We start from the raw sequence: 13,883 nt of genomic DNA, 5'->3' as shown, positions 1-13,883 counted from the left end.
CGTCGTGGCTGGAACCTGCTGGTCAGACGCCCTAGCGTGCCCACATGGAGTCACGCGCGTCGAACGCGCTCAGCCGCGAGCTGGGCGATGCCCTCCGCCAGGCCCGCCGCCGGTCGACGGTGAGGTTCGGGGACCTGGCCGAGGAGCTGGGGTGGTCGCAGGCCCGGATCTCGAAGGTGGAACGCGGCCTGCGCGGCACGAGCCCGCTGGACATCGCCCGCTACGTCGGCCACCTGCGGTCCGACCAGGCCACCTACGACCACATCATGGAGTTGGCCGAGGAGCGGAACACGGGCCACCTCGTCCGGCCGCACCGGATCGCGATGCCCGACAGCCTGCGCGCGCTCCTCCTGCACGAGCAGACGGCCGAGGTCATCTGGTCGTATCAGATCACCGCTATCCCAGGACTGCTCCAGACCGCGGACTACGCCGCCGCACTGATCGGTTGCCCCGACTTCGAGCACGGCGTCGCCGAGCGGATGGCCCGCCAACGGATCTTCGAGCGGCCTCGGCCGCCCGCGGGGCACTTCTTCGTCCTCGAATCCGTGCTGCACCACGTGGTGGGCGGTCCGCAGGTGATGTACGAGCAGTTGTTGCAACTGCTGTTCCGTGGTGGCGTGCGGCTGGTGACCTTCGCGGACCAACTGCCCCGATCGCTGACTGCCGCGTTCACCTTCATGAGTTTCGCCGATCACCCGCCAGTGTCGTACGTCGAACTCGGGCCGCTGTCCGTGGTCTCGGACGAGCCCGAGACCACTGCCCAGTTCGAGCGAGCATGCAATGACCTCGACCGGGTGGCGTTGAGTGAGGAACAATCGCGGTCGGTGTTCGCCGAGTGGGCGGATCGCTACGACCGACTGCGGGAGGAACAGCGTGCTGGAAGCGAGGCAGTGGCGTAAGAGCAGCTACAGCCAGGGAGGCAATACCGAGTGCGTGGAGGTGGCGTTCGCCCAGGAGGTCGTCGGCGTGCGGGACTCCAAGAACATCGAGCCACGGCTGGCTTTCACTCCGGCCGCCTGGCGCGCCTTCATCAGCAGGCGGTGATCGGCGCCGGTTCCCGGCGTGGCGGGAACCGGCGTCGGAGTCACACCCGGCCGATCACCTCGTTGCCGTAGGACGCGAGCGTCTTGTCCTTGTCGTCGTGCATCAGGTACAGCGCGAAGTTGTCCACGCCGACCTCCCGCAGCTCCTGCAACCGGTCCACGTGCGCGCTCGCCGGTCCGACCAGGCAGAACCGGTCCACGATCGAGTCCGGCACGAAGTCCGTCGACCGGTTGCCCGCCTTGCCGTGGTGCGCGTAGTCGTAGCCCTCGCGGTCCTTGATGTAGTCGGTCAGCGCGGCGGGCACCACGCCCGAGTCGCCGTACCGGGCGACCAGGTCGGCCACGTGGTTGCCGACCATCCCGCCGAACCAGCGCAGCTGGTCGCGCTGGTGCGGCAGGTCCGTGCCCACGTACGCGGGCGCGGCCACGCACATCGTGATCGCCGACGGGTCGCGGCCCGCGGCGACGGCCGCCTCGCGCACGCTCCCGATGGTCCACCGCGCGATGTCCACGTCCGCGGTCTGGAGGATGAACCCGTCCGCCTGCTCGCCGACCAGCTTCAGGGCCTTGGGCCCGTAGGCGGCCATCCACACCTCCAACCGACCGTCACGCACCCAGGGGATGCGCACCGGCGTGCCGTGGTGCTCGACCTCCCGCCCCTCGGCCAGCTCCTTGATCACCGTCATGGCCCGGCTCAGGGTGGCCAGCGAGGCGGGTTGCTGCCCGATCACCCGCCGCGCCGAGTCGCCGCGCCCGATGCCGCACACCGTGCGGTTGCCGAACATGTCGTTCAGCGTGGCGAACAACGACGCGGTCACCGACCAGTCCCGCGTGCTCGGGTTGGTCACCATCGGGCCGACGACCAGGTCCTTCGTCGCCGCCAGCACCTGCGAGTAGATGACGAACGGCTCCTGCCACAGCACGACCGAGTCGAACGTCCAGCCGTAGCGGAACCCGTTGTCCTCGGCGGCCTTCATGCCGGCCACCACGTCCCGCGCGGGCGGGTCGGTCTGGAGCACTACCCCGAAGTCCACGTCCGCCCCCTACACCAGGTACTGGTTCAGCTCGCGGGCCAGGAACTTCCCGTGCCCGGCCGCGCCGTGGAACCCGCCCGCGTCCACCACCACCCGGCCGCGCGAGAGCACCGTGTCGACCTTGCCGGTGATCTCCATGCCCTCGTACGCCGAGTAGTCGACGTTCATGTGGTGCGTGGCCGCGGAGATGACCTGGCGCGCCTCCGGGTCGTACACCACGACATCGGCGTCCGCGCCGGGCGCGATGACGCCCTTGCGGGGGTGCAGGCCGAACATGCGCGCGGGCGTGGTGGAGCAGATCTCCACCCAGCGCTCCAGCGTGATCTCGCCCTTGACCACGCCCTGGTGCAGCAGGTCCATCCGGTGCTCGACGCCCGGCATCCCGTTGGGGATCTTGGAGAAGTCGCCGCGGCCCAGCTCCTTCTGGTCCTTGAAGCAGAACGGGCAGTGGTCGGTCGACACCACCGACAGGTCGTTGGTGCGCAGGCCGCGCCACAGCTCGGACTGGTGCTCCTTGGGGCGCAGCGGGGGAGAGGCGACGTACTTCGAGCCCTCGAAGTCCGGCTTCGCCAGGTCCTCCAGCGACAGGTACAGGTACTGCGGGCACGTCTCGGCGAACACGTTCTGCCCCGTGTCGCGCGCCTTCGTCACCGCGTCCAGCGCCTGCGCGGCGGACAGGTGCACGATGTAGAGCGGCGACCCGGTGACCTTGGCCAGCGTGATGGCGCGCGAGGTGGCCTCGCCCTCCAGCTCGGCGGGCCGGGTCAGGCCGTGCTCGACGGGGTCCGTGCGGCCCTGCGCGAGCGCTTGCGCGACCAGCTGGTCGATCGCGATGCCGTTCTCCGCGTGCATCATGATCGTCGCGCCGGTCTCGCGGGCCTTCTGCATCGCGCGCAGGATCTCCCCGTCGGTGGCGTAGAAGACGCCGGGGTAGGCCATGAACATCTTGAACGTGTTCACGCCCGCGTCGATGCAGGACTCCATCTCCTTCAGCGACGTGTCCGTGACGTCGGAGACGATCATGTGGAACCCGTAGTCCACCGCGCACCGGCCGTCCGCCTTGGCGTGCCACTTGTCCAGGGTGGACAGCAGCGAGGAACCCTTGGGCTGCACGGCGAAGTCGATGATCGTGGTCGTGCCGCCCCACGCGGCGGCGATCGTGCCGGTCTCGAACGTGTCGGCGGAGAACGTGCCGCCGAACGGCATCTCCATGTGGGTGTGCGCGTCGATGCCGCCGGGGATCACGTACTTGCCGGTGGCGTCGATCGCCGCGTCCGCCTGCACCGGGAAGCCCGGCGCGAGCAGCGCGACGATCTTCTCGCCGTCCACCAGCACGTCGGCCGCGACGGCGCCGGTGGCGTTGACCACCGTGCCGCCCTTGATCAGCGTGCTCACGGCTTCACCAGGCCCTCGTAGGTGTCGGGGCGGCGGTCGCGGTAGAACGCCCACAGGTCGCGCACCTCGGCCAGCAGGTCCATGTCGAGGTCGCGGACCACGATCTCCTCCTCCGTGTCGGAGGCCGCCTCACCCACGAGCTGCCCGCGCGGGTCGGCGAAGTAGGACTGGCCGTAGAACTCGTTGTCGCCCAACGGCTCCACGCCGACCCGGTTGATCGTGCCGACGTAGTACTCGTTGGCCACGGCCGCCGCGGTCTGCTCCAGCCGCCACAGGTACTCCGACAGGCCCCGGCTGGTCGCCGAGGGGTTGAACACGATCTGCGCGCCGTTCAGCCCGAGCGCCCGCCAGCCCTCCGGGAAGTGCCGCTCGTAGCAGATGTAGACGCCGACCTTGCCCACCGCGGTGTCGAACACCGGGTAGCCGAGGTTGCCGGGCTTGAAGTAGAACTTCTCCCAGAATCCCTTGACCTGCGGGATGTGGTTCTTGCGGTGCTTGCCGAGGTACGTGCCGTCGGCGTCGATCACCGCGGCGGTGTTGTAGTAGACGCCCGGCTGCTCCTCCTCGTACATCGGCACGACGAGGACCACGCCGAGCTGCCCGGCCAGCTCGCACATGAGCTCGGTGGTCGGCCCGTCGGGGATGCCCTCGGTGTAGGAGTAGTAGTCCGCGTCCTGCACCTGGCAGAAGTACGGCCCGTAGAACAACTCCTGAAGGCACACCACCTGCGCGCCCTGCGACGCGGCGGAGCGGACCGCCTCGACCGCGTTCGCGATCATCGACTCCTTGTCGCCGGTCCACTTCTGCTGCACCAGACCGGCTCGGATGACGTTGCTCACGCGTTCTCCCTCCGTGGCGCCAGCGCCAGGTAGACGAGCATGCCGCCGACCAGGCCGACGACCCAGTTGTAGTCGTAGAGCGGTTTGAGGAGCGGGATCAGGCCGTCGGCCGGGAACGGCCCGTTGTACGCGCCGCCGACCGCGAGCACCGAGCCCACCAGCGTGGCGACGACCGCCCGCCAGTTCCAGCCCGCCGTGAACCAGTACGCGCCCCGCCCGGCCAGGTACAGGTCGGGCAGTTCCAGGCGGGTCTTGGCCAGCACCCAGTAGCCGGCGACGAACACGCCCGCCACGGACGCCAGCAGCCCGCCGTAGAAGCCCAGCCAGGCGAAGATGTAGATGCCGGGGTCGGAGATCAGCCGCCACGGCTGGATCACGATGCCGATCACGCCGGTGATCAGGCCGCCCACCGCGAACGTGATCCGCTTCGGGAAGGCGTTGGAGAAGTCGTAGGACGGGCTCACCACGTTCGCCGCGAGGTTCGCCGACACCGTCGCCAGCACCAGCGCCACCAGCGCCACCAGGACCACCGCGGTGCTGTCGAACCGGCTCGCCAGCTCCGCCGGGTCCCAGATGTCCTCGCCGTACAGCGCCCTCGCGCCGGACGTGGTCAGGATGGCCACGATCGCGATGAACGACATCGTGGTGGGCAGGCCCAGGAGCTGGCCGACGACCTGCTTGCGCTGGCTGCCGCCGAACCGGGTGAAGTCCGGCATGTTCAGCGACAGCGTCGACCAGAACGCGATCATGCCCATCAGCGACGGGAAGAACACCTTCCAGAAGTCCGCGCCCCAGCCGAGCTTCGACGGCTCCGACAGGATCGGGCCGAACCCGCCCGCCTTCACCGCCACGTACCCGAGCAGGACCAGGAAGCCGACGCTGACCAGCGGCGCGGTCCAGTTCTCGAACCGGCGGATCGCCTCCATGCCGCGCCAGATGATCAGCATCTGCACCACCCAGAACGCCAGGAAGCACAGCCACAGCGTCCACACCTGGCCCAGCACGACCGGCGCGTGCACCCACCCGTCGCCCGCCAGCCGGCCCACGATCACGTGCAGCGCCTTGCCGCCGACCCAGGTCTGGATGCCGAACCACGCGCACGCGATGAACGCCCGCAGCAGCGCCACCAGGTTCGCGCCCCGCACGCCGTAGAACGCGCGGGCGAACACCGGGAACGGGATGCCGTACTTCGTGCCCGCGTGGCTGTTGAGCAGCATCGGGACCAGCACGATCAGGTTGCCCAGGGTGATGGTCAGGAACGCCTGCACCCAGTCCATCCCGAGCGCCACCAGCGACGCCGCCAACGTGTAGCTCGGGATGTTGTGCGCCATGCCCATCCACAGCGCGAAGAAGTTGTACGTGGACCAGGTGCGCCGCTCCAGCGGCACCGGAGCCAGGTCGGGGTTGTAGTGCGGGCTGCCCGCGATCGCCGAATGATCACGCAGCTCGACGCGGCCGTCGGGATCGGCTGTGACCTGGGTTGCGGAGTCAAGGGCCATCGGTCACTTCCCTGTTACGCTCGTGGAACACCCTTCGTGCGGGCGGTTCGGCGCGAATTCCATCCCGGCATCCTCCGGTCGGCCCGCGCGCCTGGGCAGTGGCAAAGTGTCCACGCTTGCCATGATCAGGGCACACTCTGTCCATTGCCACTCCAGCCGCTGGTCCGGGCCGGTGCGCCCGGCTCCGGTCGGCCCTCGACTGGCGGGTGAGCGGTGACCTAACGTCCGGTGGATGAAGCTCGAACTGCGGCACCTGCGGGTCGTCTGCGCGATCGCGGACGCGGGCAGCCTGTCGAAGGCGTCCTCCCTCTTGGGTCTGGCGCAACCCGCCCTCACGGCCCAGCTGCACCGGATCGAGGCGCTGCTCGGCGGCAGGTTGTTCGAGCGCGACCACCGGGGCGCCCGGCCGACGCCGCTCGGCGAGCTGGTGCTGGAGCGGGCGCGCGTGCTGCTGCCCGCGTTCTCCCGGCTCCAGGAGGACGCGCTGCGGCTGGTGGACGACACCGTGCCCGGCGACCGGTACCGGGTCGGCGCGGTGAACGGGCCGATGCTCGGCGGGCTGGTGCACCGGTTGACCGAGGCGCACCCCGGCGCGCACGTCTCCACGCAGGTGTCGTGGTCCGGCGAGGAGCTGTCGGCGATGGTGGCCGCGGGCCGGCTGGACTACGTGCTGGTCGGCGTGTGCGGCGACGCGCCGCCGCCGTCGGAGCACGGGCTGACCTGGCACGTGATCGCGGTCGAGCCGGTGTTCGTGCTGATGCCCGAGGACCACCCGTTCACCGTGCTGGAGGAGGTGGAGCTGGGCGCGTTGCGGGACATGCAGTGGGCGGTCGTGCCCGGCGACGGGTGCTTCGGCGACTGCTTCGTGGCCGCGTGCAGCCGGGCGGGCTTCACCCCGCGCACCATGTACGAGGTCGACATCACCAGCTGCATCGACCTGGCGTCGACCGGTGACGCGGTCGCCCTGTGCCAGCCGACGTTCCGCCGCACGCCCGGCCTGGTCTCGATGCCGCTGGCGGGGGCGCCGCTGCGGTGGCGGCACCTGATGGGCTGGGACCCGGAAGGCCCGGCCGCCGCGTTCGGGCCGCAGGTGCTGCGGTACGCCGCCGAAGCCTACCGGGAGACCGCCGAGCGCAGCACCCGCTACGCGGGCTGGCTGCCGAGGCACCCGGAGTACGGCGCGGTGCCGCACCAAGCCCTGGTCTGACCCCGCGGGCACTGCCGGTCCGGTCGCGCCGGCACCGGGCCATCACCGCGTCTTATGACCAAACCGGTATTACCGCGAACGGGCGGACCGACCTAGTTTCACGGGGAATCCCTGCCCTCCTTCGAGGAGAATTCCCCATGTCAGCACTGTTGAGACCCCTGGCGCTCGCCGCGGCGCTCGTCGCGGCGGGCCTCCTGCACCCGACCGCGGCCCAGGCCGCGCCGGCCGGCCAGGACGCGGAGGTCCTCGCCGCGATCCAGCGCGACCTCGGCCTGGACGCCGACCGGGCGCGGGCCCGGCTGGCCGCCGACGAGCGCTCCGCCGACACCGCGCGCTCCCTGCGCAAGCGGCTGGACGGCGCGTTCGGCGGCGCGTGGATCGACTCGTCCGGCACGCTGACCGTCGGCGTGACCCGCCCGGCCGACGCGGACCAGGGCGGCGTGCGCACCACGCTCGTCCAGCGCAGCGAGAGCGACCTGGACGCGGTGAAGTCGGCGCTGGACGCGAACGTGGCCGAGGCGCCGAAGTCCGTGCCCGGCTGGTACGTCGACCTGCCCACCAACACCGTCGTGGTCAAGTCGCAGCCCGGTCGGCTCGCCGCGGCACGCGCCTTCGTCGCGTCCTCCGGCGTCTCCGCCTCGGCCGTCCGCTACGTCACCACCACCGAGGCTCCCCGCCCGCTGGTCGACGTGATCGGCGGCAACGCCTACATGATCGGCAGCGGCACGCGCTGCTCGGTCGGCTTCTCCGTCAACGGCGGGTTCATCACCGCCGGGCACTGCGGCTCCACCGGCGCGACGACGTCGAACCCCAGCGGCACGTTCCGCGGGTCGAGCTTCCCCGGCAACGACTACGCGTGGGTGCAGGTCGCGGCCGGCAACACCCCGCGCGGCCTGGTCAACAACTACTCCGGCGGCACGGTGTCGGTCGCCGGGTCGCAGGACGCGCCGGTCGGCGCCGCGGTGTGCCGCTCCGGGTCCACCACGGGCTGGCACTGCGGCACCATCCAGGCGCGCAACTCGTCGGTCAGCTACCCGCAGGGCACGGTGACCGGCCTGATCCAGACCACGGTGTGCGCCGAGCCCGGCGACTCGGGCGGCTCGCTGCTGGCGGGCACGCAGGCGCAGGGCGTGACCTCCGGCGGTTCGGGCAACTGCAGCTCCGGCGGCACCACCTACTTCCAGCCGGTCAACGAGATCCTCCAGACCTACGGCCTGACCCTGGTCACCGGCGGTGGCGGCAACCCCGACCCGCCGACCGGCTGCCAGGGCTCGGAGACCACCTACAACGGCTCCCTGGCCGCGGGCGGTCAGGCGTACCAGCCGAACAACAGCTACTACCAGTCCACGGTGTCCGGCGCGCACGTCGGCTGCCTGGTGGGCCCGGGCGGCGCCGACTTCGACCTGTACCTGGAGAAGTGGAACGGCAGCGCCTGGTCGGTCGTGGCCAAGGGCGACAGCCCGGCCGCGAACGAGACCGTGAACTACAACGGCACCGCCGGCTACTACCGCTACCGCGTGCACGCGTACAGCGGTTCCGGCAGCTACACGCTGGGGGTCACGAACCCCTAGCCCTTCCGGGGGGAAGAAGCCGCCGCGGGCCCGTGTCGCCCTAACGTCTCCCCGACACGGGCCCGCGCGGCCCACGATCCGCCAAGGGGGCGGACGGCCCCGCGGTTCCGGCACCCGAACGCCGGACCCGCGGGGCTCTCACGTGCGCGTCGCCGTGGCAGGACACCCGGCCACGCGGCCGGCGTGACTCGATCGGGTGGGGTGGGGACACGGAGCGTCAGTCACCTGATCGAGCGGTCAAGGGGTGGGGGTGCGGTGGTCGATGGGGAGTAGGTCAACTTGCAGGTCCCCAACCAGGTTAGGAAAACCGTGTCCGGATACCGCACGCGCGGACTTCTGCGTGCCGCCGCCCTGCTCGCCGTGGGTACTTCTCCGCTGCTCGCGTCCGCCGCGTCCGCCGCCGAAGGCCCGACCGAGATCGTGGACGGCACCGTCGGCAACGTCGGCACCGCACCCGAGGTCGGCCTCGACGCCACCAAGCCCGTCACCGACCTGCTCAGCGGCCAGGCCGTGAAGCTGCCCGCGCCGCTGCCCGGTGGCGCGTCGGACGTCAGGGCGCCGCAGGTGGCCGCGCCCGCCGCGCTCAAGGCGCCCGCCGCGCCGCAGCTGCCGGTGGCGGGCGACGCGCTCGCGCCGCAGGGCCGCGCCCTGCCCGAGGTCCCCGGCGTCCCGCAGGTCCCGGGCGTGCCGGAGCTCCCGATCGCGCCCGCGGTCTCGGTGGGCCAGGCGCCCGACCTGGGCAGCGAGCTGGGCAAGCTGCCGGTCGCCTAAGTCGCGGAGGTGGGCGGGCGGGGCAGCTGAGGGTCCCGCTCGCCCACCTCGTGCACGAGCAGCGCCACGTACAGCGAGAGCACCGACTCCGGGTCCTCCAGCGACACCCCGAGCACCTGCTCGATCCGGCTCAACTGCTGGTAGTACGCGGTCCGCGAGAGGTGGGCGGCGGCAGCCGCGGCGGACTTGTTGCCGCCGTGCTCGCAGAAGCACCGCAACAGCTCGACCAGCCGGGTGCCCTGGTTCGCGTCCCGCGCCAGCAGCGGCCCCAGCTCCCGGTCCGCGAACGCGACCACCCGCTCGTCCTCGCGCAGCAGGTGCAGCAGGCCGCGCAGCCGCACGTCGTCCAGCCGGTGGTACAGCCGGGTGCCCGGTGACCGCAGCGCCGCGCCCGCCACGTGCGCCGCCTCGCCCAACGACCGCCGCACGTCCGGCAACGCCGTGACGGTCGTGCCGACGGCCACCACCACGGGCAGCGCGTGCTGCGTCGCCGCCGCCCGCCGGTGCACCTCGCGCGCCAACCGCCGCAGCACGCCGTCCAGCCCGGCCTGCGGCGGCAACGACAGCAACGCCCGCACGCTCGTGTCGTCCACCACGCCGACCAGCGCGGGCACGGTCACCCGTCGGGCCGCCAACGCCGTCGCCTCGGCCAGGTCCCGCAGCACCTCCTGCGTCGCCAACGCCTGCGCGGGCGCGCTCGCCGTGCCCGGCCGGATCGCCACCCCGACGAGCTGCCGCCGGTCCAGGGGCACGCCGAGCGCCGCGGCGCGCGTCGGCAGGTCGTGCGGCGGCTGCCCGAGCAGCTGGGTGAGCAGCGTGCGGTGCGTCTGCCGCTCCAGCGACTCCCGGTCCCGCGCCACCAACCGGTGCACGGCCAACGCCGACGCGGCCCGTTCGGCCACCACCACGTGGCGGTGCGGCGGGTGCTCGGGCGAGAGCAGCACCAGCCGACCCCAGTCCGCGCCCCGCGCGCCGACCACGGTCACCAGCCACCCGGCCTGCTCGTGGTAGGCGGTCCGCTCCGGCAGGGCCACCGCCCGCGACCGCTGACCCCAGTCGGCCAGCACGGAGGTCGGGTCCTGCCCGGCCGCGTCGTAGGCCAGCACCTCGTGGCCCAGCGTCTCCAGCACCACCGGCAGCCCGGCGGTCCGGGCCACCTCGCGCAGCACCTCGGCGGGCTCGGCGCCCGCCACGGTCAACGCGGTGAACGTCTCGTGCACCTGCTCGGCCGCCCGCAGCTCGGCGAGCTGCGCGTCCACGATCAGCGACACCACGGCCTCGGTCACCGACACGAACCGGGTCTCCCGCGCCAGCGTGACCAGCGGCAGCTCGTGCTGCTCGGCGGCGGCCACCAGCGCGCCGGGCACCTCGTCGCTCCACCGCCGCACCAGCTCCACGACCAACCCGGACGCGCCCACCGACGCGAGGTCGGCGACGTAGCGGCGCAGCCCGTCCGGGTCGTCGGGCAGCGCGATGCCGGTGGTCAGCACCAGCTCGCCGCCGCGCAGCAGGTGGGCGATGTCGGCGACCTCGGCGACGTGCACCCACCGCACCCGGCGGCCCATCCCGCCCGCGCCCGCGACCACGGCGGGCTCGCCGCGCCGGACCACGGGCAGGGCGAGCGCTTCGGCGACCGTGGGGTACATGGACACAACGTAATGCGCCCGCCCGGAAAGGGGTACAGGTTGTCCATGGCGGGCCTCCGCGCCGCCGACCACACTCCTCCTTCAGGGACCTACGACCGGAGGACGCGATGGGACACGAGGAGTTGCTGGCCCGGCACCGCGCGGTGATGCCCGACTGGATGGCCCTCTACTACGAGCGGCCGATCGAGCTCGCGAGCGCGAGCGGACGCCGCGTCACCGACCGCGAGGGCCGCACCTACCTGGACTTCTTCGCCGGCATCCTGACCAACGCGGTCGGCTACGACGTCGCCGAGATCTCCGACGCGATCCGGTCCCAGCTGTCCACCGGCGTGCTGCACAGCTCCACGCTCTACCTGATCCGCTCGCAGGTCGAGCTGGCCGAGAAGATCGCCGAGCTGTCCGGCATCCCGGACGCGAAGGTCTTCTTCACCAACTCCGGCACCGAGGCCAACGAGACGGCGCTCATGCTGGCCACCCAGTACCGCCGCAGCGACCAGGTCCTCGCGCTGCGCAACTCCTACCACGGTCGCGCGTTCGCCACGGTCGCGATCACCGGCAACCGCGGCTGGTCGGCGTCCTCGCTGAGCCCGGTGAAGGTCAGCTGGGTGCACGGCGGCTACCGGTTCCGCAGCCCGTTCAAGGACCTGTCCGACGCCGACTACGTCAAGGCGTGCGTGGCGGACCTGCGCGAGGTGATCGAGACGACGACCGCGGGCGACGTGGCGTGCATGATCGTCGAGCCGATCCAGGGCGTGGGCGGGTTCTCCTCGCCGCCCGACGGGCTGTTCGGCGCGTTCAAGGAAGTGCTGGACGAGTACGGCATCCTGCTCGTCTCCGACGAGGTGCAGACCGGGTGGGGCCGCACCGGGGAGCACTTCTGGGGCATCCAGGCGCACGGCGTGACGCCCGACGCGATGACGTTCGCCAAGGGGCTGGGCAACGGCCTCGCGATCGGTGGCGTGGTGGCGCGCGGCGAGGTGATGGACTGCCTCACCGCCAACTCGCTGTCCACGTTCGGCGGCAACCCGATCGCCACGACCGGCGCGCTGGCCACGCTGGACTACCTGCTGGACAACGACCTCCAGGCCAACGCCGCCAAGCTCGGCGAACGGCTGCTGGACGGGTTGCGCGACATCGCGGCGGACCGGCCCGCGGTCGGCGACGTGCGCGGCAAGGGCTTGATGATCGGCATCGAGATGGTGGGCCCGGACGGCGCGCCGGACCCGGCGGGTGCGGTCGCGGTGCTGGAGGGCACGCGGGAGCGGGGCTTGCTGGTCGGCAAGGGCGGCCTGTACGGCAACGTCATCCGCCTCGCGCCGCCGATGACGTTGACCGAGGACGAGGTCGAGGAAGCGCTCGGCATCCTGGAGGACGTGCTGTGAACACGAGCAGGATCTCGCACTGGATCGGCGGCAAGCCGTGGAACGGCGAGAGCGCGCGCTCCGGTGACGTGTACGACCCCGCCACCGGGCAGGTGGCGAGCCGCGTCGACCTCGCCGACGAATCCGTGGTGGACGAGGCGGTGGCGACGGCTTCCGAGGCGTTCGCGTCGTGGCGCAACGCGTCCCTGGCGCAGCGGTCGAACGTGATGTTCGCCTTCCGGGAGCTGCTGAACGCGCGCAAGGGCGATCTGGCCGCGATCGTCACCGCCGAGCACGGCAAGGTGCTGTCGGACGCGGCAGGGGAGGTGCAGCGCGCGCTGGAGGCCGTGGAGTTCGCGTGCGGCATCCCGCACCTGCTCAAGGGCGGGTTCAGCGAGAACGCGTCCACCCGGGTCGACGTGTACTCGATCCAGCAGCCGCTGGGTGTCGTGGGCGTGATCTCGCCGTTCAACTTCCCCGCCATGGTGCCGCTGTGGTTCGTGCCCAACGCGATCGCCTGCGGGAACGCGGTGGTGCTCAAGCCGTCGGAGAAGGACCCGTCGGCGGCCAACTTCATCGCGGAGCTGTTCGCGGAGGCCGGGCTGCCAGACGGCGTGCTGAACGTCGTGCACGGCGACAAGGTCGCCGTCGACCGGCTCCTGGAGCACCCGGACGTCAAGGCGGTGTCGTTCGTGGGGTCGACACCGATCGCGCGGTACGTGTACGAGACCGGGACGCGGCACGGCAAGCGGGTGCAGGCGTTGGGCGGGGCGAAGAACCACATGGTCGTGCTGCCGGACGCGGACCTGGACCTGGCGGCGGACGCGGCGGTGTCGGCCGGGTTCGGTTCGGCGGGCGAGCGGTGCATGGCGATCTCGGTGGTGGTCGCGGTGGACCCGGTCGGGGACGAGCTGGTGGCGAAGATCGTGGATCGGGTGCGGGTGCTGCACGTCGGGGACGGTCGCCGGCCGGGGTGCGAGATGGGGCCGTTGGTGACGGGGGCGCACCGGGACCGCGTGGTGTCCTACCTGGACGCCGGGCAGGCGGAGGGCGCGTCGTTGGTGGTGGACGGTCGCGGGCACGCGATCGACGGTGCGGCGGAGGGGTTCTGGCTCGGGCCGACGCTGTTCGACCACGTCGGCACGGACATGTCGGTCTACCGGGACGAGATCTTCGGGCCGGTGCTGTCGGTGATGCGGGTGGGGACGTACGACGACGCGGTGGAGGTCGTCAACGCGAACCCGTACGGGAACGGCACGGCGATCTTCACCAACGACGGTGGGGCGGCGCGGCGGTTCCAGAACGAGGTCGAGGTCGGGATGGTGGGGGTGAACGTGCCGATCCCGGTGCCGGTGGCGTACTACTCGTTCGGGGGGTGGAAGGACTCGTTGTTCGGGGATTCGCACGCGTACGGGCCGGAGGGGGTGCACTTCTTCACGCGGACGAAGGTGGTGACGGGGCGGTGGTTGGACCCCTCGCACGGTGGCGTGAACCTGGGCTTCCCCCAAAACACCTGA

General features: G+C 71.6%; 12 protein-coding genes. 7 read left to right on the top strand and 5 right to left on the bottom strand.

All coding sequences use genetic code 11. From position 1 onward, the window contains the following. Positions 1-44: 44 nt before the first annotated feature. Together ACIQMJ_RS36990 and ACIQMJ_RS36985 are read left to right on the top strand one after the other, a co-directional pair. Entirely contained in the window at positions 45-899 is an 855-nt protein-coding gene (locus ACIQMJ_RS36990) for a helix-turn-helix domain-containing protein (RefSeq protein WP_499765675.1), read from the top strand. 34 nt (positions 900-933) lie between these two features. Continuing rightward, positions 934-1,044 (top strand): DUF397 domain-containing protein, encoded by a 111-nt coding sequence (locus ACIQMJ_RS36985; protein ID WP_499765674.1) that lies wholly within the window; start codon positions 934-936, stop codon positions 1,042-1,044. Between the two features lie 40 nt (positions 1,045-1,084). Here the strand turns inward: ACIQMJ_RS36985 and ACIQMJ_RS36980 are convergent, their stop codons facing one another. The 4 genes from ACIQMJ_RS36980 to ACIQMJ_RS36965 are packed head-to-tail and all read right to left on the bottom strand — an operon-like array spanning position 1,085 to position 5,810. Then, a complete protein-coding gene (locus ACIQMJ_RS36980) occupies positions 1,085-2,077 on the bottom strand; it encodes a TIGR03842 family LLM class F420-dependent oxidoreductase (protein ID WP_499765673.1) in 993 nt (330 codons plus the stop codon). 9 nt (positions 2,078-2,086) lie between these two features. Further along, positions 2,087-3,472, bottom strand: a complete 1,386-nt coding sequence (hydA, locus tag ACIQMJ_RS36975; RefSeq protein WP_499765672.1) for a dihydropyrimidinase — start codon at positions 3,470-3,472, stop codon at positions 2,087-2,089. After that, positions 3,469-4,311, bottom strand: coding sequence for a nitrilase-related carbon-nitrogen hydrolase (locus tag ACIQMJ_RS36970; protein ID WP_499765671.1), 843 nt, complete (start codon positions 4,309-4,311; stop codon positions 3,469-3,471). The genes hydA and ACIQMJ_RS36970 overlap by 4 nt, the downstream gene beginning before the upstream one ends. Continuing rightward, positions 4,308-5,810, bottom strand: a complete 1,503-nt coding sequence (locus ACIQMJ_RS36965; protein ID WP_499765670.1) for an NCS1 family nucleobase:cation symporter-1 — start codon at positions 5,808-5,810, stop codon at positions 4,308-4,310. Before ACIQMJ_RS36965 ends, ACIQMJ_RS36970 begins: the two co-directional genes overlap by 4 nt. A 232-nt stretch (positions 5,811-6,042) precedes the next feature. On the opposite strand from ACIQMJ_RS36965, the gene ACIQMJ_RS36960 reads away from it, so the two are divergent. The 3 genes from ACIQMJ_RS36960 (at position 6,043) to ACIQMJ_RS36950 (ending at position 9,359) form a co-directional block, all read left to right on the top strand. Continuing rightward, on the top strand, positions 6,043-7,017 hold the full coding sequence (locus tag ACIQMJ_RS36960) for a LysR family transcriptional regulator (RefSeq protein WP_499765669.1): 975 nt from the start codon (positions 6,043-6,045) through the stop codon (positions 7,015-7,017). A gap of 137 nt (positions 7,018-7,154) precedes the next feature. Beyond that, complete coding sequence (locus tag ACIQMJ_RS36955; RefSeq protein ID WP_499765668.1) at positions 7,155-8,588, top strand: S1 family peptidase; 1,434 nt, start codon at positions 7,155-7,157, stop codon at positions 8,586-8,588. A 309-nt stretch (positions 8,589-8,897) separates the two neighbouring features. Beyond that, positions 8,898-9,359, top strand: coding sequence for a hypothetical protein (locus ACIQMJ_RS36950; protein WP_499765667.1), 462 nt, complete (start codon positions 8,898-8,900; stop codon positions 9,357-9,359). Here ACIQMJ_RS36950 and ACIQMJ_RS36945 read toward each other — a convergent pair. Continuing rightward, a complete protein-coding gene (locus ACIQMJ_RS36945; protein ID WP_499765666.1) occupies positions 9,356-11,005 on the bottom strand; it encodes a PucR family transcriptional regulator in 1,650 nt (549 codons plus the stop codon). The two genes, ACIQMJ_RS36950 and ACIQMJ_RS36945, sit on opposite strands and share 4 nt — an antisense overlap. A 107-nt stretch (positions 11,006-11,112) precedes the next feature. On the opposite strand from ACIQMJ_RS36945, the gene ACIQMJ_RS36940 reads away from it, so the two are divergent. Together ACIQMJ_RS36940 and ACIQMJ_RS36935 are read left to right on the top strand one after the other, a co-directional pair. Further along, entirely contained in the window at positions 11,113-12,387 is a 1,275-nt protein-coding gene (locus tag ACIQMJ_RS36940) for an aspartate aminotransferase family protein (RefSeq protein WP_499765665.1), read from the top strand. After that, positions 12,384-13,883, top strand: coding sequence for a CoA-acylating methylmalonate-semialdehyde dehydrogenase (locus tag ACIQMJ_RS36935; protein WP_499765664.1), 1,500 nt, complete (start codon positions 12,384-12,386; stop codon positions 13,881-13,883). The genes ACIQMJ_RS36940 and ACIQMJ_RS36935 overlap by 4 nt, the downstream gene beginning before the upstream one ends.

Source organism: Actinosynnema sp. NPDC091369 (genome assembly GCF_044757065.1).
Lineage (GTDB): Bacteria > Actinomycetota > Actinomycetes > Mycobacteriales > Pseudonocardiaceae > Actinosynnema.
This window is presented reverse-complemented; position numbering and strand designations above follow the sequence as displayed.

Bases quoted from the DNA above. Each gene is read 5' to 3' on its own strand.
- ACIQMJ_RS36990 (WP_499765675.1), top strand. From the start codon at position 45: ATGGAGTCACGCGCGTCGAACGCGCTCAGCCGCGAGCTGGGCGATGCC.
- ACIQMJ_RS36965 (WP_499765670.1), bottom strand. From the start codon at position 5,810: ATGGCCCTTGACTCCGCAACCCAGGTCACAGCCGATCCCGACGGCCGC.
- ACIQMJ_RS36960 (WP_499765669.1), top strand. From the start codon at position 6,043: ATGAAGCTCGAACTGCGGCACCTGCGGGTCGTCTGCGCGATCGCGGAC.
- ACIQMJ_RS36955 (WP_499765668.1), top strand. From the start codon at position 7,155: ATGTCAGCACTGTTGAGACCCCTGGCGCTCGCCGCGGCGCTCGTCGCG.
- ACIQMJ_RS36945 (WP_499765666.1), bottom strand. From the start codon at position 11,005: ATGTACCCCACGGTCGCCGAAGCGCTCGCCCTGCCCGTGGTCCGGCGC.
- ACIQMJ_RS36940 (WP_499765665.1), top strand. From the start codon at position 11,113: ATGGGACACGAGGAGTTGCTGGCCCGGCACCGCGCGGTGATGCCCGAC.